Origin of the sequence: Streptomyces spongiicola (assembly GCF_003122365.1) — a bacterium.
Classification (GTDB): domain Bacteria; phylum Actinomycetota; class Actinomycetes; order Streptomycetales; family Streptomycetaceae; genus Streptomyces; species Streptomyces spongiicola.
Genome location: NZ_CP029254.1, coordinates 2,175,018 through 2,194,861, shown reverse-complemented (window position 1 = coordinate 2,194,861; position 19,844 = coordinate 2,175,018). Strand labels below are relative to the sequence as shown.

Below are 19,844 nucleotides of genomic sequence, written 5' to 3'. Positions count from 1 at the left end.
GACGACGTGACGACGTGAAGACGCGAAGACGCGAAGACGTGAAGAAGGGCACCGCACACACGATGGCACCGAAGACACAGGCGGCCGGCGACGGCCTGGTGGAGATGTCCTGGGATCCGATCACCCGGATCGTGGGCAGTCTCGGCATCCACACCAAGATCGACTTCAAGCAGAAGCGGGTCGCCGAGTGCTACAGCACCTCGTCGGTCTTCCGCGGCTACAGCGTCTTCATGCGCGGCAAGGACCCGCGCGACGCGCACTTCATCACCAGCCGCATCTGCGGCATCTGCGGCGACAACCACGCCACGTGCTCCGTCTACGCGCAGAACATGGCGTACGGGGTGAAGCCGCCGCACCTCGGAGAGTGGATCATCAACCTCGGCGAGTCCGCCGAGTACATGTTCGACCACAACATCTTCCAGGAGAACCTGGTCGGGGTCGACTACTGCGAGAAGATGGTCCGCGAGACCAACCCCGGCGTCCTCGAACTCGCCGAGCGCACCGAGGCCCCGCACGCCGCCGAGCACGGCTACCGCACCATCGCCGACATCATGCGCTCGCTCAACCCGCTGGAGGGCGAGTTCTACCGCGAGGCCCTCCAGGTCAGCCGCTACACCCGGGAGATGTTCTGCCTGATGGAGGGCCGCCATGTGCACCCCTCCACGCTCTACCCGGGCGGCGTCGGCACGGTCGCCTCCGTCCAGCTCTTCACGGACTACCTGACCCGCCTGATGCGGTATGTGGAGTTCATGAAGCGGGTCGTACCGCTCCACGACGACCTGTTCGACTTCTTCTACGAGGCCCTGCCCGGCTACGAGGAGGTCGGCCGCCGCCGCGTGCTGCTCGGCTGCTGGGGCGCCCTGAACGACCCCGAGTACTGCGACTTCACCTACGCCAACATGACCGACTGGGGACGGAGGATGTTCGTCACCCCGGGCGTCGTCGTGGACGGCAAGCTCGTCACCAACGACCTGACCCAGATCAACCTCGGCATCCGGATCCTGCTCGGCAGCTCGTACTACGAGGACTGGGAGGGCCAGGAGCAGTTCGTCACCCACGACCCGCTCGGCAACCCGGTCGACCCGCGCCACCCGTGGAACCAGCACACCATCCCCGCCCCCCAGAAGCGCGACTTCGCCGACAGGTACAGCTGGGTGATGTCCCCGCGCTGGTTCGACGGCAAGGACCACCTGCCGCTCGACACCGGCGGCGGCCCCATCGCCCGGCTCTGGTCCACCGCGCTCTCCGGCCTCGTCGACATCGGCTACGTCAGGGCCACCGGGCACAGCGTCGTCATCAACCTGCCGCGTTCGCTCACCAAGCCGGAGACCACCTTCGAGTGGAAGATCCCGCAGTGGAGCAACGCCCTGGAGCGCAACCGCGCCCGCACCTACTTCCAGGCGTACGCCGCCGCCGTCGCGCTGCACTTCGCGGAGAAGGGCCTTGAGGAGGTACGCGCCGGACGCAGCCGGACCTGGGAGAAGTTCGACGTGCCCGACGAGTCCATCGGCGTCGGATTCACCGAGGCCGTCCGGGGCGTCCTCTCCCACCACATGGTCATCAGGGACGGCAGGATCGCCAACTACCACCCGTACCCGCCGACCCCGTGGAACGCGAGCACCCGCGACACCTACGGCACCCCCGGCCCCTACGAGGACGCGGTGCAGAACACGCCCATCTTCGAGGAGAACTCCCCGGAGAACTTCAAGGGCATCGACATCATGAGGGCCGTCCGCAGCTTCGACCCGTGCCTGCCCTGCGGTGTCCACATGTACGTCGGCGACGGCAGGACCGTGAAGTCGATGCACGTGCCCACCGGCCTGAGCGGCCTCGCCGGATGAGCCCGGTCACCGGCACGGTCAGCGCGGAGCGGGCGGGCCGGCGGGTCGAGGAGATCCTCGACCGGCTGGCCGCCGGCGGCGACGAGCGGGCGTGCACGGCCGCCGAGGAACTGGTCCGGGTCCTCATGGACTTCTACGGCGCCGCCCTGGCCAGGACCGTGGAACTGCTCGGCCGGCCCGGCGACGACGCGTCCGCCGCAGGACACCCCCCGGCGCCGCTCGACGGGCTGCTCGGCGACGAACTCGTCAGCAGCCTGCTGGTCCTGCACGATCTGCACCCCGAGGACGTGCCCACCCGGATCACCCGGGCACTGCGCGGAGTCCGGCACTCCCTCGAATCGGCCGGCTTCGACGAGACCACCGGAGTCCTCCGGCTGCGCCTCACCGGTTCGACCGGCTGCGGCTGCCCCAGCACCCGGGAGGTCGCCCGGCAGGCGGCCGCCGAGGCACTCGCCTGCTTCGCACCCGAGGTGACGGCCGTCGAACTGGAGCCCGTCACCCGCGAACCGGCCCTGCTGCAGATCGGCGCCGGACCGCCCGGCGGAGGTTCCGCCGCGGGCCGGGCACCGGCCACCGCGCGGTGAGCGCGCCCCCGACGGGGCCGGGGCGGTCCGCGGCCGCCCCGGACCGACGCGGACTGCGCCGGTTCACGGCCCCCCGGCCGCCCCGCGCCGAGCGCTGCGAACTCTGCGGGGCGGCGCTCCCCGACGGACCGCACCGGCACCTCGTGGACACCGAGAACCGGGCGCTGGCCTGCGCCTGCGGTCCGTGCACCCGACTCCTCGACCGGACCGGCGCGTCCCGGGGCCGCTTCCGTGCCGTGCCCTCGCGCCACCTCACCGATCCCGCGCACCGCATCGACGACACCACCTGGGAACTGCTGCGGATCCCCGTCGGCGTCGCCTTCTTCTTCCACAACTCCGCGCTCGGACGGCCCGTCGCGCTCTACCCGAGCCCGGCCGGCGCCACCGAGAGCGAGCCGGACCCGTCCGCCTGGGAGACGGTGCTGTCCGCCACCGGACTGGCCGGGATGCTCGAACCCGACGTGGAGGCGCTGCTGCTGCGCCGCTCCGGCGGCCGCACCGAGTGCCACCTGGTGCCGGTGGACACCACCTACGAACTCGTGGGCCGGATGCGCCTCACCTGGCAGGGCTTCGACGGCGGTCCCCGGGCCCGCGCCGAACTCGACGCCTTCTTCGACCGCGTGCGACGGCGGGCCACACCGCTCCGGGGGAGCCGGGCATGACCGAATTCACCTTCCACTGCACGGACGTACGGGCCGACCCCTACGCCGCCGGGCCGACGCTCGTGTTCCGGCTGCGCGTCACCGCCACACCCGGGACCAGGGTCCACGCGCTCGCCCTGCGCTGCCAGCTGCGCATCGAACCGGCCCGGCGCGGCTACTCCGACGCGGAGGCCGGGGGACTGGAGGACCTCTTCGGGACACGCTCCCGCTGGGGCAGCACACTGCACCCGGTGCAGTTCGCGCAGGTCTCCCACATGGTGCCGGGCTTCACCGGCGAGACCGAGACCGAGTTGCCCGTCCCCTGCACCTACGACATGGACGTCGCCGCGGCCCGCTACGCCCGCGCCCTGACCGAGGGCGAGGTGCCGCTGCTGATGCTCTTCTCCGGCACCGCGTTCACCGGCGCCGGAGGATTCCACGTCGAACCGGTTCCCTGGGACCGGGAGGCCGCCTTCCGGATGCCGGTGAAGGTCTGGCAGGAGATGCTCGACCAGCACTTCCCGGGCTGCGGGTGGATCAGGCTGCCCCGCGCGACCATGGACGCCCTCCTCGCCTTCCGCTCGCGGCGGGCCCTGCCCACCTGGGAGTCCACGGTCGAGGCCCTGCTCGACGCCTCCGGCGGAAGGACCGCCCCGTGACCGCCCCCGCCTCCGCCGCTTCCTCAACCGCCGCCTTCGCCCCCGCGATCGAGGCCCGGCTCGCCACCGCGCGCCAGGTCGCCGACGCGGTCCTGTTCGAGGGCTATGTGCTGTACCCGTACCGGGCCTCCGCGGCCAAGAACAGGCTGCGCTGGCAGTTCGGGGTGCTCGTGCCGCCCGCGTGGAGCGCACGCGGCGTGGAGCACGTGTTCCAGCGCACCGAGTGCCTGATGGAACCCCGGCCCGGCGCGAACCTCGCGGTGGAGGTCCGCTTCCTGCACGCCAGGCGGCGCACCGTCCAACGAGTCCTCCCGGACGGCGGATTCGAAACGGTTCCCCGACTCCACCTGGACGACCGGGTCCTGGTGCCCTGGGACGAGGGTGTCGAGGAACGCGTCGAACTGACGATTCCGGTAGCCGATTTGGCGGGCGAGGGCGTCACCGTACCCTTCACCCGGCCGGCCCGCCGGGAGACCGAACCGGTCCTGGACGGCGAGGGACGCACCGTCGGCCGCCTGCTGCGCCGCCGCGAGGAGATCAGCGGCATGGTACGGCTCTCCGCGGCCGGACTCGACGGCCCCTACCGGACGACGCGGCTCACGGCCGTCGTGGAGAACATCTGCGACTGGGCGCCGGGACCGGGCGGGGACCGCGACGCGGCCCTGCCGCACTCACTGGTCGCCAGCCATCTGCTGCTCTGCCTCGACCGCGGTGCGTTCCTGTCCATGACCGGCCCGCCGGAGTGGGCCAAGGGCGCCGTCGCGGCCTGCCGCAACCTCCACACCTGGCCCGTACTCGCGGGAGAGCCCGGCCGGACGGACCTCGTGCTGTCCTCGCCGATCATCCTGGAGGACCACCCGGCCATCGCACCGGAGAGCCCCGGCGCCCTCTACGACGCCACCGAGATCGACGAGATCCTCGCCCTGCGCACCGCGGCCCTCACGGACGAGGAGAAACGCGAGGCCAGGGGCACCGACGAGCGTGCGGCCGCCGTCGTCGAACTCGCCGACACCATGCCGGCGGAGGTCCTGGAGCGGCTGCACGGCGCCGTGCGCGGCCTGCGGGAGGCCACCGGCCCCGCGCCGCGGGAGGACCGCCTCGCTCCGTCCGCCCCCTCCGACCACGGCACCGCCCGCCCCGACACCCCGTGGTGGGATCCGGGCGCCGACACCGGTGTCGACCCGGAGCACGACCGGGTGGTGGTGGACGGCGTCGCCGTCGGCGCGGGAAGCCGGGTCGCGCTGCGGCCCGGGCTGCGGCGCAGCGACGCGCAGGACCTGTTCCTGCAGGGCCGCACCGCCCTGGTCGAGGCCGTGCTGCACGACGTGGACGGCGGTGTGCACATCGCGGTCACCGTGGAGGGCGACCCGGGCGCCGACATCCGCCGCGAACAGGGCCGGTTCCTCTACTTCCAGCCCGACGAGGTCGAACCCCTGGAGACAGCGTGAACGCCACCGGGCGGGACCGCCCCCGGACCCTCGTCGCCGGCGCCGGCAACATCTTCCTCGGCGACGACGGCTTCGGAGTGGAGACCGTGCGCGCGCTGGCCGGGCGACCGCTGCCGGACCACGTCGAGGTCGCGGACATCGGCATCCGCGGCGTCCACCTCGCCTACCGGCTGCTCGACGGCTACGGCACCCTCGTCCTGGTCGACGCGACGGCGCGCGGCGGGGAACCCGGCACGCTCTACCTCATCGAGCCGGATCGCGACGGCGGCACCGGCGTCCCCTCGGACACCGGCACGGTCACCGGTACGGACATCAGCACGGTCACCGGTACGGACACCGGCGTCCTCGACGGCCACGGGATGTCCCCCGACGCCGTACTCGCCCTGCTGGACAGGCTGTGCGCCGGTACCGGCGCACAGCCGCCGCGCCGCATCCTCGTCGTGGGCTGCGAGCCCGCCTGCGTCGAGGAGGGGATCGGACTCAGCCCGCGGGTCGCCGCCGCCGTACCGGGAGCCGTTCGCATGATCACGGACCTGGTGCACCAGTCAGCCCCGGCACGGACCGGCCTCACAGGAGGAGCACACCCATGATCAAGAAGGTCATCGGCGGAGCCGCGGCCGCCACCGCGGTCGTCGCGCTCGTGAGGGGACTCCTCCCGGACCTCAGGCGCTATCTGCGCATCCGCAGGATGTGACGCCCGGCTGGGCCTGCCTTGTCCTTTCTCGACAGGCCTTGTCGGCCTTTGTTCGGCTCGCACCTCCTCGCCCGGCCCGGCCTGCTCGGCCCGCACATGATGGCCCGCCCGGCCCGGCCAGGGCGGTACGGGCGGGCAGTGTGGTCCGGGCGGCGCGGCTCGCGGGGCCCGGTCCCCGTGCCCGCAGGGTGTGTCCCGTGGGGCTCGCCCCCTCCGAATCCCCGCCCCGCTCGGCGGGACCGGCGGGACGGGCGCGACTCGCGGCCCCACCTGTGGCGACTCTGCCGGCGGCGCGGCTGCGAGGGCCGGCACCCGCCCTGGTCGTCACCCCGCGGGTCGCTCGGCGCGACCCGGGCGATCCCGGCCCCGCCGAACGGCGGGGCCCGGCCGCCCGCCCGGCCGCGGGGGCCGCTGCACCGAACGGCGGACGCGACCGGGCGCCGTCGGCGTGCCGGTCGGAACGGCCCGGCGGGGGCCCCTGTAATGGGCGGGGCCGCGCCCGCCCCGGGCGCAGCCGGACCACCGCCGCCCAGGACGGAGACCGATGCACGAGATGTCCATCGCGCTCGCCGTCGTCGACCAGGTCGGGGAAGCGGCGCGGTCGCAGGGCGTCACCGCGGTGCGCACCGTGCGCCTGCTGGTCGGTGAACTGGCCGGAGTGGTCCCCGACGCGCTCGCCTTCTCCTTCGAACTGGCCTGCGCCGGAACCGCCGTGGAAGGCGCCCGACTCGCCGTCGAGACCGTCCGGGCCCGCGCCCGCTGCGCCCCGTGCGACGGCGAGTGGGCGGTGGGCGTGCCGCCGCGGCTGGCCTGCCCGGTGTGCGGCCGGGCCACCGCGGAGCTGGTGTCCGGCCGCGAGCTGCGGATCGCCGCCGTGGAGTGGCACGACGACCCCGCGGACCCCGGGGTCCGCGAACCGATCTCCCAGGAGGGCTGACGCATGTGCCGTGTCGTCGAACTGCAACAGGCGGTGCTGGCCAGGAACGACGAGGCGGCCGGCATCCTGCGCGGGGAACTGGCCGCGCGCGGGACGGCCGTCGTCAACGTGCTCTCCAGCCCCGGCAGCGGGAAGACCGCGCTGCTCGAGGCCGAACTCCTGCTGGCGCGGGAGCGGGGTGTCACCGCCGCGGCCCTCACGGCCGACCTCGCGACCGAGAACGATGCCGTGCGCCTGGCCCGCTCCGGACTCCCCGTCAAGCAGGTGCTCACCGACGGTCTCTGCCACCTCGAGGCCGACATGCTCGCGGGACACCTCCGCGGCTGGCCGGCCGAGAGCACCCGGCTGGTCTTCGTCGAGAACGTCGGCAACCTCGTCTGCCCCGCCTCCTACGACCTCGGCGAGGCGCTGAGGGTGGTGCTGGCCTCCGTCACCGAGGGCGAGGACAAGCCGCTGAAGTACCCGACGGCCTTCGGCCTCGCCCACCTCGTGATCGTCACCAAGACCGATATCGCGGAGGCCGTCGGCTTCGACGAGGCCGCCTTCCGCGCCAACGTCGAGCAGGTCAATCCGGGCGTGGACGTGGCACTCACCTCCGCCCGCACCGGCGCCGGCACGGGAGTGCTGCTCGACCGGGCCCTGGCCGCGGCGGAAGGCACCGCGGTCCATATGCCGGTGATGGCCCAGGCCCGGGCGTGACCACCTCCGCGCCGGGCCCGGCCGCCTCCCGGCCCGGGTTCGCCGCACCCGCGCCGGTCCAGCGGCGCCGGGTCACCGTGCGGGGCGTCGTGCAGGGGGTCGGCTTCCGCCCGTTCCTCCACGGCCTGGCCACCGGGCTGGAGCTGACCGGCCATGTGACCAACACCGGCGACGGCGTGGTCGCCGAGGTCGAGGGCACCCCGCTCGCGGTCGCCCGCTTCTGCGCCCGGATCGCCGAGGACGCCCCGCCGCTCGCGGTCGTCGAGTCCGTCCACGACCAGCAGGTCCCCGCCACCGGCGGCAGCGGGTTCCTCATCCTGGCCTCGGACCGGGACGGGCCTGTCCGCACCCTGGTCTCCCCGGACACCGCCACCTGCGATGACTGCCTGCGGGAGCTCGCCGACCCGGCCGACCGGCGCCACCGGCACCCCTTCGTCACCTGCACGCACTGCGGTCCGCGCTTCACCATCGTCACCGGCCTGCCCTACGACCGCGAACACACGACGATGGCCGGCTTCCCCATGTGCCCCGACTGCGCCCGGGAGTTCGCCGACCCGGGTGACCGGCGCTTCCACGCCCAGCCCGTGGCCTGCCCCTCCTGCGGGCCGCGGCTGCGGATGATCGTGGCCCCCGCCGCTCCGGGGCTGCGCCCCCGGCACGTGGTCGCGCCGGACCCCGACGACCGCAGCCTCGGCGGGCCGCTTGCCGCCGACCCGGTCCGGGAGGCCCGCGAACTGCTGTCCGACGGGGCGATCCTCGCGGTGAAGGGCCTCGGCGGCTACCACCTCGCCTGCGACGCCGGCAACAAGGGCGCCGTGGCACTGCTGCGCCGCCGCAAGTCCCGCGGCGACAAGCCGTTCGCACTGATGGCCCGGGACATCGGGGACATCGGGCAGCTGGTCCACCTCGGGGCCGAGGAGCGGGAACTGCTCACCGGCCCCGTGCGGCCGATCGTCCTGATGCGCCGCCGCGTACCGCATGCGGACGGCCCGCCCGGAGTCCCGTGGCCGGCGGACGGGGTGGCACCCGGCAGCCCCGACCTCGGCGTGATGCTTCCCTACACACCGCTGCACCAGCTGCTGCTCGGCCTTCCGGGAGAGGAGGACACCGGCCCCCGGCTCCTCGTCATGACCAGCGGCAACGTGGCGGGGGAGCCGATCGTCACCGACGACGGGGACGCGCTGGAGCGGCTGGCGGACCTGGCCGACGCCTGGCTGCTGCACGACCGCCCCATCCATGTCCCCTGCGACGACTCGGTGGTGCGGGTCTGCGACGGGGAACTCCTGACCCTCCGCCGCTCCCGGGGGCACGCCCCGCTGCCGGTCACCCTGCCGGTGCCGGTCCTCCCCGCCCTCGCGGTCGGCGGGGACCTGAAGAACGCCTTCTGCCTGGGCCGGGGCCGCAAGGCGTGGCTGTCGGCGCACATCGGCGACATGGACGACCTCGCCACCCAGTACGCCTTCGCCCGCGCGGAGGAGCAGCTGGAGGAGATCACGGGAGTGCGGCCGGAGCTGCTCGCCGCCGACCGGCACCCCGGCTACCGCTCCGCACGCTGGGCCCGAGGCGCCGCCGGCGACCGGCCCGTCGTGCACGTCCAGCACCACCACGCGCACATCGCCTCCGCGATGGCCGAACACGGGCTCGACGGCGGGCGCCCCGTGATCGGCGTCGCCTTCGACGGCACCGGCTACGGGGACGACGGCGCCGTGTGGGGCGGCGAGTTCCTGCTCGCCGACTACGACGGCTTCCACCGCTTCGCACACCTCGCATACGTCCCCCTGCCGGGCGGTGACGCGGCCGTGCGGCTTCCCTATCGCACGGCCCTCGCCCATCTGCGCGCGGCCGGTATCGGCTGGAGCGGCGATCTGCCCTGCACCGCGGCCTGCCCTGAGCAGGAACTTCCGCTGCTGAGAAGGCAGTTGGAGCGGAACCTCAACTGCGTTCACACCTCGAGCATGGGCCGCCTCTTCGACGCGGTCTCCTCCCTCGCGGGCGTGTGCCACATCGCGGGGTACGAGGCGCAGGCCGCGATCGAACTCGAGGCGGCCGCCGTCCTCGCGGACGGCGGGTACGGGGAGCCGTACGCCTTCGGACTGCGTCCGGCGGGCGGCGTTCCCACCACCGCGGCGGCCGCAGATCCCGCCCCCGTCCTGGCTGCCGTCGCAGGCGACGTGCGGGCGGGCATCCCGGTGCCCGTGATCGCGGCGCGCTTCCACGCCGCGGTCGCCGTGCTCGTCCGCAGGGTCTGCGCCCTGGCACGCGAGCGGCACGGATTGCGGACCGCCGCGCTGACCGGGGGTGTGTTCGCCAACGCGGTGCTCTCCTCGGCGTGCGCCGCGGGCCTGCGGGAGGACGGCTTCACCGTACTGCGGCACCACCGGATCCCGCCGAACGACGGGGGACTGGCGCTCGGTCAGCTCGTCGTGGCCGCCCGCGCCGCGGGAGGCACGGGACGAACGAGCGGTACACGGCACGACAGCGAGGAGTGAGGCATGTGCCTTGCGGTACCCGGCAGGGTGCTGGACGTCGAGGACCGGGACGGCACCCGGATGGCCACCGTCGACTTCGGCGGGGTGGTCAAGGAGGTGTGCCTGGAGTACCTGCCCGACCTCCGGGTCGGTGAGTACGCCGTCGTCCACGTGGGTTTCGCGCTCCAGCGGCTGGACGAGGAGTCGGCCCGGCGGACCCTGGAACTGTTCGAGAACCTCGGGCTGCTCCAGGAGGAGTTCGGCGACCCGGACGACCCGGACGACCCGGACCACCCGGACCACCCGGACGGCCCGGGTGGGGCGGGCGGGTCCGAAGGGTTCGGCCCCTCGCGCGAGGAGGCCCGGCGGTGAAGTACATCGAGGAGTTCCAGGACCCCGCGCTGGCGGAGCGGCTGCTCGGCGAGATCCGGGCCGCCGTCACCCGGCCGTGGGCGCTGATGGAGGTGTGCGGGGGACAGACCCACACCATCATCCGGCACGGCATCGACCAGCTCCTCCCGGACGAGGTCGAACTGATCCACGGCCCCGGCTGCCCGGTCTGCGTCACCCCGCTGGAGGTCATCGACAAGGCCCTGGAGATCGCCTCCCGACCCGGGGTGGTCTTCTGCTCCTTCGGCGACATGCTCCGGGTGCCGGGCACCGGCCGCGACCTCTTCCAGGTGCGCGGCGAGGGCGGTGACGTACGGGTGGTGTACTCGCCGCTCGACGCGCTGCGCATCGCCCGGCGGAACCCCGACCGTCAGGTCGTGTTCTTCGGCATCGGCTTCGAGACCACCGCGCCGCCCAACGCCATGACGGTCTACCAGGCCCGCAGGCTCGGCATCCCGAACTTCAGCCTGCTGGTGTCCCATGTGCGGGTGCCCCCCGCCATCGAGGCGATCATGCGGTCCCCGAACTGCCGGGTGCAGGGATTCCTCGCCGCCGGACACGTGTGCAGTGTGATGGGCACCGGCGAGTACCCCGAACTCGCCGCACGGCACCGGGTGCCCGTCGTGGTGACCGGCTTCGAGCCGCTGGACATCCTGGAGGGCGTGCGCCGCACCGTGCTGCAACTGGAGCGCGGCGAGCACTTCGTGGAGAACGCCTACCCCCGCGCCGTCCGGCCGGAGGGGAATCCGGCGGCCCGCGCGATGCTGGACGACGTCTTCGAGGTCACCGACCGCGCCTGGCGCGGAATCGGCGTCATCCCCGACAGCGGCTGGCGGCTCTCGCCCCGCTACCGGGAGTTCGACGCCGAGCACCGCTTCCGGGTCTCCGGCATCGACACCCGCGAACCGTCGGCCTGCCGCAGCGGGGAGGTGCTCCAGGGCCTGCTGAAGCCGCACGAGTGCGAGGCGTTCGGCACCGTGTGCACCCCGCGCTCGCCGCTGGGGGCCACCATGGTCTCCAGCGAGGGCGCCTGCGCGGCCTACTACCTCTACCGGCGGCTGGACCTGCCGTCCGCCGCGTCGCGCCACCCGGAGGGAAGTCCCGTTGTCTGAGACCACCGAAGCGCCGGACGTCCTCGCCTGGACGTGCCCCCTTCCCCTGCGTGAACGGCCCCGGGTGGTGATGGGCCACGGCGGGGGCGGCGCCCTGTCGGCGGAACTGGTCCGCGACGTCTTCGCGCCCGCCTACGGAGGCCCCGCACTGTCCGTGACGGGCGACTCCGCGACGGTCGAACTCGGCGGCGCCCGGCTCGCGTTCTCGACGGACTCCTTCGTGGTGCGCCCGCTGTTCTTCCCCGGCGGGAGCATCGGGCACCTCGCCGTCAACGGCACCGTCAACGACCTCGCCATGAGCGGTGCCCGCCCGGCGTACCTCTCCTGCGGGTTCATCCTCGAGGAGGGCGTCGAGACCGGGGTGGTGCGGCGGGTGGCCGAGGCACTCGGCGAGGCGGCCCGCACGGCGGGAGTGGAGGTGGCTACCGGCGACACCAAGGTCGTCGAGGCGGGCCACGGCGACGGGGTCTTCATCAACACCTCCGGCATCGGACTGGTCCCGCCCGGCGTCGACCTGCGGCCGCAGCGCGTCGTGCCCGGTGACGTGGTGATCGTCAGCGGTCCGATCGGCGCCCACGGAGTGGCCGTCATGAGTGTGCGCGAGGGCCTGGAGTTCGGGGTCGAGATCGAGAGCGACTGCGCCGCCCTCGCCGGCCTCGTCGAGACCATGCTCGCGGTCACGGAGGACCTGCACGTCCTGCGCGACCCGACCCGCGGTGGACTGGCCGCCGCGCTCAACGAGATCGCCGCGGCCTCCGGTACCGGGGTCGTCGTCCTGGAGCGGGCCGTTCCGGTCCCGGCCCCGGTGGCGAACGCCTGCGCCGTGCTGGGGCTGGACCCGATGTACGTCGCCAACGAGGGCAAGCTCGTCGCCTTCGTCCCCCGGGCGCACGCCGACGCCGTGCTGGCCGCCATGCGCGCCCACCCGCTCGGACGGGAGGCGGCGGTGATCGGCGAGGCGGTGGCGGACCATCCCGGGATGGTGGTCGCCCGCACCGGGCTCGGCGGAACGCGCGTGGTGGACCTGCCGCTCGGGGAGCAACTGCCGCGCATCTGCTGACCGAGGCACACGGTGGCGGAGGCGGCCCGACGGGCCGTCACCCGTGCGCCTTCCGGCCACCCGGTGCCCCGCGCGGTCGGCGAGTGGCCGGGGCGGGGCGTCCCCGGGGCGGCACCGCCCGCCGCTCCCGCGGCGGGCGGCCGCCGCGCGGCGACCTGAGCACCCGGGCGGGTCGGCCCGGGTGCTCAGGCGCGCCGTTCAGTCGGCGGACCGCAGCGGAGTCGCCGGCCAGCCCAGGAGGCGGGCTCCCAGTACCGCCGTCTGCAGGACGTACCGCTGGTCGGGGTCGGTCGGGTCGTAGCCGGTGAGCTGGTGCACCCGGGCGATCCGGTAGCCGACGGTGCGGACCCCCAGTCCCAGCCGCCGTGCCGTGCCGGTGTTGCTGCATCCGGTCGCGAAGTACGCGGCGAGCGTCTCCAGCAGTGAGCTGGGGCCTCCACGAGCCTGTTCGAGGCCCCCGAGGACCGTGCTCACCAGATCCGTGATCGCTGCCCGGTCCCGTTCCAGCACCTGGAACACCAGGACGTCCGAGGCCCGCACCACGGATGCGGTGAAGCCCAGCCGGCGGGCCACGTCGAGGGCCCGGCGGGCCTCCCGGTAGGAGCGGACAATGCCGCTGGGGCCCGTTCTGGGCCGGCTCACGGCGATCCGGCACGGTCCTGCGACCGCACTCGCCGCCTGTCCGGCGAAGAACTCGGGAACCTGCGTCCCCGAGCCCGAGGCGACGCAGACCAGCACACCGTCCTTGGTGGTGATGAGCACCTGCTCCACCCCGAACCGGGTGGTGAGCGCGTCCTCGACGTACCGCGTCGTGGCGTCGCCCGCCTCGAAGCGCTCCCCGGCATGCCCGACGCTGACGGTGTGGGGCCCGACGAGCCGCAGGCCGAAGCGCTCGGCCCGCTCCGCCAGCCGGCCCAGCGGTGTGCGCCCCTCCAGGAGGTCGTCGACGAACTCGCGCCGGCTCGCCTCCTCCCGGCGGATCGCCGCCCGGTGGGCGGTCTCGTAGCCCTCGCTCAGTGCCACGGCCGACTCGCCGCTCGCCCGCAGAAACGCCTGTGCCGTCTCGCGAAGCCCGGAAGAGCGGTCGCCGCCCTGAGGACACCCCAGACCGGCCCAGACCCGGCGGGCACCGGTGAAGTACTCGTCGAGCACGGCATGGAGCGTGGTGCCCCGGTCGGCCGCGGCGGCACCCAGCTCCCGCAGGCCCTGGAGGGAGGCGCCGGACAGCGGCCTTCCGCTCAAAGCCGTCTCGGCGAGGAGCCGGTGATGGCGCTCCAGTGCGTCACCGCCCCGGACCGCCCCCGGCGGGCCGGCGTCGGGACGCTCCGCGGAGCGCGTGCCTCGGGGCTCTTCGCCCATCGCCATACCGTCATTCTGCCGAAGGACGGGCGAGCGCACAGTGCACGGCGGCCGCCCGCCTCCGCCGGGCCGTGTGGCCGCCGGCAGGGCGCGTGCCCCGTGCTTGGCGAGGAGGGCCGCCGGCAGCAGACGGGCGCGTGAAGGCTGCGTCACCGTGCCAGTGCCTCAGCTCCCCGGCAGGGCCTGCCTGTTGACGGGCCCTCCTCGGACGAAAGTATTGCACAGTGCAAAATCAAACACCAGGGGTGGGATGCCGCCGCCTCCCGGCAACGTCCGGCGGAGGTCCGGCTCCGGACCGCACCTCCTTGCGCGGCCCGGAACGGGCCGGAGTGCGTGTCCGGAGCCGGCGGGCGGCGCCGCGCCGCCGAGCGTCACGGCTGGACCCGCTCGCGCGCCTCACGGGCGAGCGGGTCCGCTCCTCCGGCGAGTCGGCACCGCCCCCCGCAGGATTGCACAGTGCAAAGGAATGATCCAGTACCGCTGCGCCGAGGCGGCCGGCTGGTCGCGCCTACTTCGGCGTCACGGCCTCCTCCACCTCGGCGAAGGTCGCGCTGTCGACCAGGCCGGTGTCCTCCAGGACCTCCAGGTGGTCCAGCACCGTCTGGTTGGCCTGCCGGGCGTGGCGGCGGATGAGGTCGTTCTGCGAGGCGGCCCTGACCTCGCCGATGGTGGCGAAGATCTTTCCGTGGGACGCGCGCAGCAGGTTCGCGAAGATGCGGTCGAACTCGGCTCCCCGGGCGTTCTCCATCTGCTTGACCCAGCCCTGCTGCTCCGGCGTGGCCTGGTCGGGGATCGGGACGCCGAGGATCTCGGCGTCCTCGCGGACCAGCTGGTCGAGCTTGCTGTGCCCGTCCATCAGGTGCAGCCCGGCGCGCTTGACCGCTTCGCTGGACGCGTTCGTCTGCGCGAGCCGGCCCGCGGGGATCTCCCAGAGGCCCGCCTGCCGGACCGCGACCAGGAAGGTCTTGTCCACCTCGGTCACCGGCTGGGGGCCGGACCGCTCCGCCTGGCCGCCCTGGGCCGCGCTGCCCTCGGCCGCCGCGCCGTGCCCGGCGTCGGAGGAGTGCCCGTACCCCTCGGTGCCGGACTGTCCGTAGCCGTTCTGCGCGGTGGTCCCGGCGGGTGTCTGCGAGGCCGATGCCTCTTCGTCGCCTCCCCGCGTGACGATCAGGACGGTGGCGATGACCGCGCAGACGGCCAGGACCACCCCGATCGTCCTCGAGGTGGTGGATGCGGCTGCGCTTCGATTGGAACGCATGATGCCTCCCGGTCGGCATGGAGTACTTGCTCGTTCAGGTCGCCCGGGAGCTGTTGTACGGCGGCTGGCACGGCGCGCAGTCAGCAGTACGGATCAGGCGGCGGGCGCGTTCACCGGTGGCGGGAGGCTCTCCCGCGCCGCCGCGGCCCGGGCCCCCGCGGAGCCCGCGCCGGCCGCCGGCCCGGGGCCGCGTCAGCCGCCGGACGCCCGCCCGCGGCCGCGGGGGCGGTGGCACGCCGGGTCGCACTCCAGCCGGACGAAGGGGATGAGCCGCCCCGCCTCGCGGTACCCCTCCGGCGTCCCGTCGGCGCCCAGTCCCAGGTAGGCGCACAGGCGCGCGGCCGTACGGGGTCGGGCCTCGGCGTAGCGGGCCATGATCTGGCCCCCGTCCTCCGCGGGAAGGAACCGGGCGGTCACGGCGTGGAAGCGTCTGCCGGACTGCACGGTGGCCCGCGGGGTGTGCCCGAGGTTGCGGTACCACTGGGCTTCGGGGCCGTACCCGGACGCCACCGTCCACGAGCACGGGGACGCCGTGTGCTCGACGACCTCCAGAACCGCGGTGCGCGCGGCACCGGTCAGCCTTCCGGTGTGGACGAGCAGCAGCAGCCGTCCCCCGAAGAGCGGACCCAGGCCTATCCGGAACAGCCTGACGGGCAGCCGTGCGGCCCGCCGCCGCCAGCCGGCCGGTGGGGCGGGGCGCCGGGGTCGGGGAGCGGAGTGGTTCACATGCACCTCCGGTTCAGGCGGCCGCGCCGTGGTGGCTGTCGGTTCTGTAACGAGACCTCCCCGAAATGCTTCGGGAGGGTAAGTTTTGCATAGGCTAAATCAAGCGTCGGTCCGCGGTGGTGCCGGATCCCTCGCTCGCAGCCGCCCGCACCGCCCCTCGTACACCGTGGGATCCCGTCATGCCCGAAGCGACTCCGCGGCGCTCCGCCGTGCTGACCGTCCTCCCGTACGGCGTCATGGCCGTCGTCACCGCCGTCGACGTGACGGCGGGCCCGGCCGTCGGGTTCCTCCCACTCGTCTCCCTGGGCCCCGCCTTCGCCGGGCTGGTCGGAGGCTGGCGCCGGACGGCCCTGATCGGCGGAATCGCGATGCTGCTGTGCCTCACCCTCGGCCTCTACGACGGTCTGTTCGACGGCCGGAGGGGCTGGACGGCGCTGGCGTCCGTGGCGGGAGTGACCGTGGCCGGGCTGGTCGCCGCGGTGATGAGGCAGCGGCGGGAAGCCGAACTGGCCAGCGTCAGGTCGATCGCCGAGGTCGCCCAGCGGGTGCTGCTGAGACCCGTTCCGCGCAGCGCCGGCCCCCTCCGGGTGGCGGTCTCCTACACCTCCGCCGTCGCCGAGGCGCGCATCGGCGGCGACCTGTACGAGGTGGTGGCGTCGCCCACCGGCGTGCGGGTGATCGTCGGGGACGTCCAGGGCAAGGGGCTGGACGCGGTCGAGACCGCCGCCCTCGTGCTCGGCGCGTTCCGGGAGGCCGCACACGACGAGCCGGACCTCGCGGGTGTCGGCGCCAGACTCGAGCGGGTGGCCGACCGGGAGTTGCAGGGCGAGAAGTTCGTGACGGCCGTCGTGGCCGAGGTCGGCAACGACGGGACGGTGACACTGCTCAACTACGGCCACCCCGCGCCCATGCTCCTGCGGCCGGACGGCCGGGTCGGCTTCGCGGAGCCACCGCTGCCCGCGCTGCCGCTGGGTCTCGGCCTGCACGGGGCGGAAGGCCCCGTGCCGTACCGGGCGGACTTCGCGCCGGGTGACCAGATCCTCCTGTACACGGACGGAGTCTCCGAGGCCCGCGACCCGGCGGACCGCTTCTATCCCCTGTGCGAGCGCGGCGGTCTGCTCGCGGACCCCGACCCCGAGTCCGCCCTGCTGGCGCTGCGCGGCGACCTGGTCCAGCACGCCGAGGGGCCGCTCCACGACGATGCGGCCATGCTGCTGCTCCGCTACCACCGGGCGGATGTGATCGGCGGCACGGCCCCCCGGGCGCCGGGCGCGGCGGGTACCGCGACGGCAGAGGGTAGAAAAGGGCTATGACCGAACAAGGGCAACAGCACGTCGACGACGTCGACGCCGTGACGCGCGCGGTGCTCACGGCGTCCAGGCTGCTGGTCGCCGTCTCCGCCCGCTCCCTGGCCGCTGTCGAGGACCGGGTGACGCTGCCGCAGTTCCGGCTCCTGGTGGTGCTCTCCACGCGCGGGCCGGCCAAGCTCGTGGTGCTGGCCGAGCGGCTCGGCGTCAACCCCTCCACGGCGATGCGCATGATCGACCGCCTGATCACGGCCGGCCTGGCGGACCGGCAGACGAATCCGGAGAACCGCCGGGAGACGGTACTGCGGCTCACGCCCGAGGGCCGCGCTCTCGTCGAGGACGTCACCGACCGGCGCCGACGGGAGATCGCGACGATCGTGGAGCGGATGGCCGGCGAGCAGCGTGCCGCGCTGGTCGGGGCGCTCACCGCCTTCAACGAGGCGGGGGGCGAGCCGAGCGCACCTGCCGCGGACAGCGCGATGTACCCCTTGGGCTGGGCCGACCGTCAGGGCGTGTCGTGAACGTCCCTCCCGGCCCGCGACTGCTGCCGCGCTCGCTCGCCGCGCCGGGGGAGCAGCCCAGGTGTGTCCGGCGGGTCCGGTTCATCCGGTAGGTCTGAAGGTCTGAAGGTCTGGTACGTCTGGTAGGTCCGGTACGTCTGGTGGGTCCGGTACATCTGGTACGAGGATGGTTCTCCGCCCTGCGATCGCACCTACCAGACGCCGTAGGACCCGCGAGCAGGCACCGTAGGACCCGCGAGGCGTGCCGGCCGTCCGGTCCCGGCCGGTCGCCGTGGGGTTCGCCGTCCGCGGGGGAGTCCTCGCGGGCGGGATCCCGTCCGAGGAGGCGCGGGGCCCCCGTACGCCGGGGCGACCGTGTCGGTGCGGCAATTCGACCGCCTGCCGCGGCCTGGCCGCCGGGCGGTGCCGCCGGCCCCGGAGGGGCTCGGGCCGGGACGGCCCGGGCCGGGCGCCCCCGGGGGAGACCCGCGGTCTCCGGCCGCGGGCCGGCGGGCGGGCCCGCGGGCCATGGCGGGGGCATGTCCTCCCGGGCCCGGGCCGTGAGCGGGCGTCGGAATCGACGACACCCAAAGATTGCCGGAGTCCGGCAATGCCGACAGAGTCGCCGACCTGTCAGAGTGTGCACGGCGCAGGCGATGGGGAGTTCCCACTGCCGGGCCCTGGCAAACGCTGTGCGCCGGTGGCGGTGCGCACGGTTCGGCGGAGCGGTGAGGGGGAGCCATGGCCGTGTACCTGGAGTTCGCGGGTGCGGGTGCGGGTGCGGGTGCGGGTGCGGGTGCGCGTGCCGGTGCCGGTGCCGGTGCCGCGACGCCGGGGGGTCCGGTTCGCGCGGCGTGCGTACGGAACCCGGCGGGCCCCGAGCCCGGTGACGCCCGGGAGGAGCGGCCCCGCACCGGCGCCGGGCGAACACCCCGGCAGGGCCGGGGAACCGGCCTCGCCGGCCGCCGCCCGCCGCGCTGAGCGGCGCCGCCCAGAGCCGACCGCCCTTAGGGCGGTCGGAGGTTCCGGAGCCGCCGGACGGGGGTCAGCGGCTCCGGAACCTCAACCACGCGTGCGTACGCAGGCATTGGCACGGGCTCGTCGCCGCCGCGGCGGAACGCACCCAACCACGTGTGCGTACGCAGGCATTGGCGTGCCGCCGTCGGTGCTCAGGAGCATCAGGAGCGGCGCCGGACCTTGTCCATGCTCGCCGTCGAGCGCTGCCCCGGCGGTCGCTCGGCCGCTTCCGCCCGCTCGGGTGTCTCCCTCTGCGACGGGCGCGAGTCCCCGGAGGGTTCGGCGCGCTGCGGGTCGAGCGCCTGGGCTCCGGCCGTCGCCTGTGCCGCCGGCCGGTTCGGCGTGGACCGGTCCAGGAACCGCAGCAGCTCCACCGGGAACGGCAGGACGAGAGTGGAGTTCTTCTCGGCGGCGACGGCCACGACGGTCTGGAGGAGCCGCAGTTGCAGGGCCGCGGGCTGGTCGGCCATCGCGCCGGCTGCCTCGGCGAGCTTCCTGGAGGCCTGCAACTCGGCGTCGGCGTTGATGACGCGGGCTCGGCGTTCGCGGTCGGCTTCCGCCTGCCGGGCCATCGAGCGCTTCATGGTCTCCGGCAGGGACACGTCCTTGATCTCCACGCGGTCGATGGTGACACCCCACTCGACGGCGGGGCTGTCCATCATGAGCTCCAGGCCCTGGTTGAGCTTCTCGCGGTTGGAGAGCAGGTCGTCGAGTTCGCTCTTGCCGAGAATCGAGCGCAGCGAGGTCTGGGCCATCTGGGAGACGGCGAAGCGGTAGTCCTCGACACGGATGATCGCGTCGGCCGGGTCGACGACCTTGAAGTAGATGACCGCGTCGACGCGTACGGTCACGTTGTCGCGGGTGATGCCGTCCTGGGCGGGTACGGGCATCGTCACGATCTGCATGTTCACCTTGTGCATGCGGTCGACGCCCGGGATGATCATGGTGAATCCCGGGGTGCGTACACGCTCGCGCAGCCGGCCGAAGCGCAGGACCACCCCTCGCTCGTACTGTTTGACGATTCGGGCCGCGGCCGCCAGGTACAGCACGGCTCCGGAGCCCGCGAGGGCCAGCACGGTCAGGAGTTCCTGGGCCACGGCGGCCACCTCCTCCGGGACGAGGTTGTCCAGGGTTATGCCCGCTT

General features: G+C 73.9%; 19 protein-coding genes. 15 read left to right on the top strand and 4 right to left on the bottom strand.

Annotated features, from left to right (window positions below; all coding sequences use genetic code 11):
* Positions 1 to 62: 62 nt before the first annotated feature.
* From DDQ41_RS09495 to hypE, 13 genes are all read left to right on the top strand, one after another.
* Complete coding sequence (locus DDQ41_RS09495; protein WP_109294096.1) at positions 63 to 1,841, top strand: nickel-dependent hydrogenase large subunit; 1,779 nt, start codon at positions 63 to 65, stop codon at positions 1,839 to 1,841.
* A complete protein-coding gene (locus tag DDQ41_RS09490) occupies positions 1,838 to 2,425 on the top strand; it encodes a hypothetical protein (RefSeq protein WP_109294095.1) in 588 nt (195 codons plus the stop codon). Before DDQ41_RS09495 ends, DDQ41_RS09490 begins: the two co-directional genes overlap by 4 nt.
* Positions 2,422 to 3,087: a DUF5947 family protein gene (locus tag DDQ41_RS09485; RefSeq protein ID WP_109294094.1), complete on the top strand. Its 666-nt coding sequence runs from the start codon at positions 2,422 to 2,424 to the stop codon at positions 3,085 to 3,087. The genes DDQ41_RS09490 and DDQ41_RS09485 overlap by 4 nt, the downstream gene beginning before the upstream one ends.
* Complete coding sequence (locus tag DDQ41_RS09480; RefSeq protein ID WP_109294093.1) at positions 3,084 to 3,725, top strand: DUF6084 family protein; 642 nt, start codon at positions 3,084 to 3,086, stop codon at positions 3,723 to 3,725. Before DDQ41_RS09485 ends, DDQ41_RS09480 begins: the two co-directional genes overlap by 4 nt.
* Positions 3,722 to 5,173: a hypothetical protein gene (locus tag DDQ41_RS09475; RefSeq protein WP_245990791.1), complete on the top strand. Its 1,452-nt coding sequence runs from the start codon at positions 3,722 to 3,724 to the stop codon at positions 5,171 to 5,173. The genes DDQ41_RS09480 and DDQ41_RS09475 overlap by 4 nt, the downstream gene beginning before the upstream one ends.
* Positions 5,170 to 5,763 carry a hydrogenase maturation protease gene (locus DDQ41_RS09470; RefSeq protein WP_109294092.1) on the top strand — a complete coding sequence of 198 codons (594 nt, stop codon included), beginning with the start codon at positions 5,170 to 5,172 and terminating at the stop codon, positions 5,761 to 5,763. Before DDQ41_RS09475 ends, DDQ41_RS09470 begins: the two co-directional genes overlap by 4 nt.
* Complete coding sequence (locus tag DDQ41_RS33005) at positions 5,760 to 5,867, top strand: DUF6893 family small protein (RefSeq protein ID WP_394342132.1); 108 nt, start codon at positions 5,760 to 5,762, stop codon at positions 5,865 to 5,867. The genes DDQ41_RS09470 and DDQ41_RS33005 overlap by 4 nt, the downstream gene beginning before the upstream one ends.
* Positions 5,868 to 6,411: 544 nt before the next feature.
* Positions 6,412 to 6,804, top strand: a complete 393-nt coding sequence (locus tag DDQ41_RS09465; protein ID WP_109294091.1) for a hydrogenase maturation nickel metallochaperone HypA/HybF — start codon at positions 6,412 to 6,414, stop codon at positions 6,802 to 6,804.
* A 3-nt stretch (positions 6,805 to 6,807) separates the two neighbouring features.
* The gene (gene hypB / locus DDQ41_RS09460) at positions 6,808 to 7,503 is read left to right on the top strand and encodes a hydrogenase nickel incorporation protein HypB (protein ID WP_109294090.1); all 696 of its coding nucleotides are present in this window, start codon (positions 6,808 to 6,810) and stop codon (positions 7,501 to 7,503) included.
* The gene (gene hypF / locus DDQ41_RS09455; protein ID WP_109294089.1) at positions 7,500 to 9,992 is read left to right on the top strand and encodes a carbamoyltransferase HypF; all 2,493 of its coding nucleotides are present in this window, start codon (positions 7,500 to 7,502) and stop codon (positions 9,990 to 9,992) included. Before hypB ends, hypF begins: the two co-directional genes overlap by 4 nt.
* 3 nt (positions 9,993 to 9,995) lie before the next feature.
* Entirely contained in the window at positions 9,996 to 10,343 is a 348-nt protein-coding gene (locus tag DDQ41_RS09450; RefSeq protein WP_262508408.1) for a HypC/HybG/HupF family hydrogenase formation chaperone, read from the top strand.
* A complete protein-coding gene (gene hypD, locus DDQ41_RS09445) occupies positions 10,340 to 11,473 on the top strand; it encodes a hydrogenase formation protein HypD (RefSeq protein WP_109294088.1) in 1,134 nt (377 codons plus the stop codon). The genes DDQ41_RS09450 and hypD overlap by 4 nt, the downstream gene beginning before the upstream one ends.
* Entirely contained in the window at positions 11,466 to 12,533 is a 1,068-nt protein-coding gene (hypE, locus tag DDQ41_RS09440; protein WP_109294087.1) for a hydrogenase expression/formation protein HypE, read from the top strand. Before hypD ends, hypE begins: the two co-directional genes overlap by 8 nt.
* Before the next feature lie 198 nt (positions 12,534 to 12,731).
* Here the strand turns inward: hypE and DDQ41_RS09435 are convergent, their stop codons facing one another.
* From DDQ41_RS09435 to DDQ41_RS09425, 3 genes are all read right to left on the bottom strand, one after another.
* Positions 12,732 to 13,898 carry a PucR family transcriptional regulator gene (locus DDQ41_RS09435; protein ID WP_109294086.1) on the bottom strand — a complete coding sequence of 389 codons (1,167 nt, stop codon included), beginning with the start codon at positions 13,896 to 13,898 and terminating at the stop codon, positions 12,732 to 12,734.
* Between the two features lie 502 nt (positions 13,899 to 14,400).
* Positions 14,401 to 15,150, bottom strand: a complete 750-nt coding sequence (locus DDQ41_RS09430; RefSeq protein ID WP_172607585.1) for a DUF4142 domain-containing protein — start codon at positions 15,148 to 15,150, stop codon at positions 14,401 to 14,403.
* Positions 15,151 to 15,342: 192 nt separating this feature from the next.
* A complete protein-coding gene (locus DDQ41_RS09425) occupies positions 15,343 to 15,876 on the bottom strand; it encodes a nitroreductase family deazaflavin-dependent oxidoreductase (RefSeq protein WP_109294084.1) in 534 nt (177 codons plus the stop codon).
* Positions 15,877 to 16,055: 179 nt separating this feature from the next.
* Between DDQ41_RS09425 and DDQ41_RS09420 the strand changes: the two genes are divergently transcribed.
* Positions 16,056 to 17,189, top strand: a complete 1,134-nt coding sequence (locus DDQ41_RS09420) for a PP2C family protein-serine/threonine phosphatase (RefSeq protein WP_109294083.1) — start codon at positions 16,056 to 16,058, stop codon at positions 17,187 to 17,189.
* Positions 17,186 to 17,704: a MarR family winged helix-turn-helix transcriptional regulator gene (locus DDQ41_RS09415; protein ID WP_109294082.1), complete on the top strand. Its 519-nt coding sequence runs from the start codon at positions 17,186 to 17,188 to the stop codon at positions 17,702 to 17,704. Before DDQ41_RS09420 ends, DDQ41_RS09415 begins: the two co-directional genes overlap by 4 nt.
* 1,157 nt (positions 17,705 to 18,861) lie before the next feature.
* Here DDQ41_RS09415 and DDQ41_RS09405 read toward each other — a convergent pair.
* Entirely contained in the window at positions 18,862 to 19,797 is a 936-nt protein-coding gene (locus DDQ41_RS09405; RefSeq protein WP_262508407.1) for a slipin family protein, read from the bottom strand.
* Positions 19,798 to 19,844: the final 47 nt, after the last annotated feature.

Bases quoted from the DNA above. Each gene is read 5' to 3' on its own strand.
- DDQ41_RS09495 (WP_109294096.1), top strand. From the start codon at position 63: ATGGCACCGAAGACACAGGCGGCCGGCGACGGCCTGGTGGAGATGTCC.
- DDQ41_RS09490 (WP_109294095.1), top strand. From the start codon at position 1,838: ATGAGCCCGGTCACCGGCACGGTCAGCGCGGAGCGGGCGGGCCGGCGG.
- DDQ41_RS09480 (WP_109294093.1), top strand. From the start codon at position 3,084: ATGACCGAATTCACCTTCCACTGCACGGACGTACGGGCCGACCCCTAC.
- DDQ41_RS33005 (WP_394342132.1), top strand. From the start codon at position 5,760: ATGATCAAGAAGGTCATCGGCGGAGCCGCGGCCGCCACCGCGGTCGTC.
- DDQ41_RS09465 (WP_109294091.1), top strand. From the start codon at position 6,412: ATGCACGAGATGTCCATCGCGCTCGCCGTCGTCGACCAGGTCGGGGAA.
- hypB (WP_109294090.1), top strand. From the start codon at position 6,808: ATGTGCCGTGTCGTCGAACTGCAACAGGCGGTGCTGGCCAGGAACGAC.
- DDQ41_RS09450 (WP_262508408.1), top strand. From the start codon at position 9,996: ATGTGCCTTGCGGTACCCGGCAGGGTGCTGGACGTCGAGGACCGGGAC.
- DDQ41_RS09435 (WP_109294086.1), bottom strand. From the start codon at position 13,898: ATGGCGATGGGCGAAGAGCCCCGAGGCACGCGCTCCGCGGAGCGTCCC.
- DDQ41_RS09430 (WP_172607585.1), bottom strand. From the start codon at position 15,150: ATGCGTTCCAATCGAAGCGCAGCCGCATCCACCACCTCGAGGACGATC.
- DDQ41_RS09420 (WP_109294083.1), top strand. From the start codon at position 16,056: ATGCCCGAAGCGACTCCGCGGCGCTCCGCCGTGCTGACCGTCCTCCCG.
- DDQ41_RS09415 (WP_109294082.1), top strand. From the start codon at position 17,186: ATGACCGAACAAGGGCAACAGCACGTCGACGACGTCGACGCCGTGACG.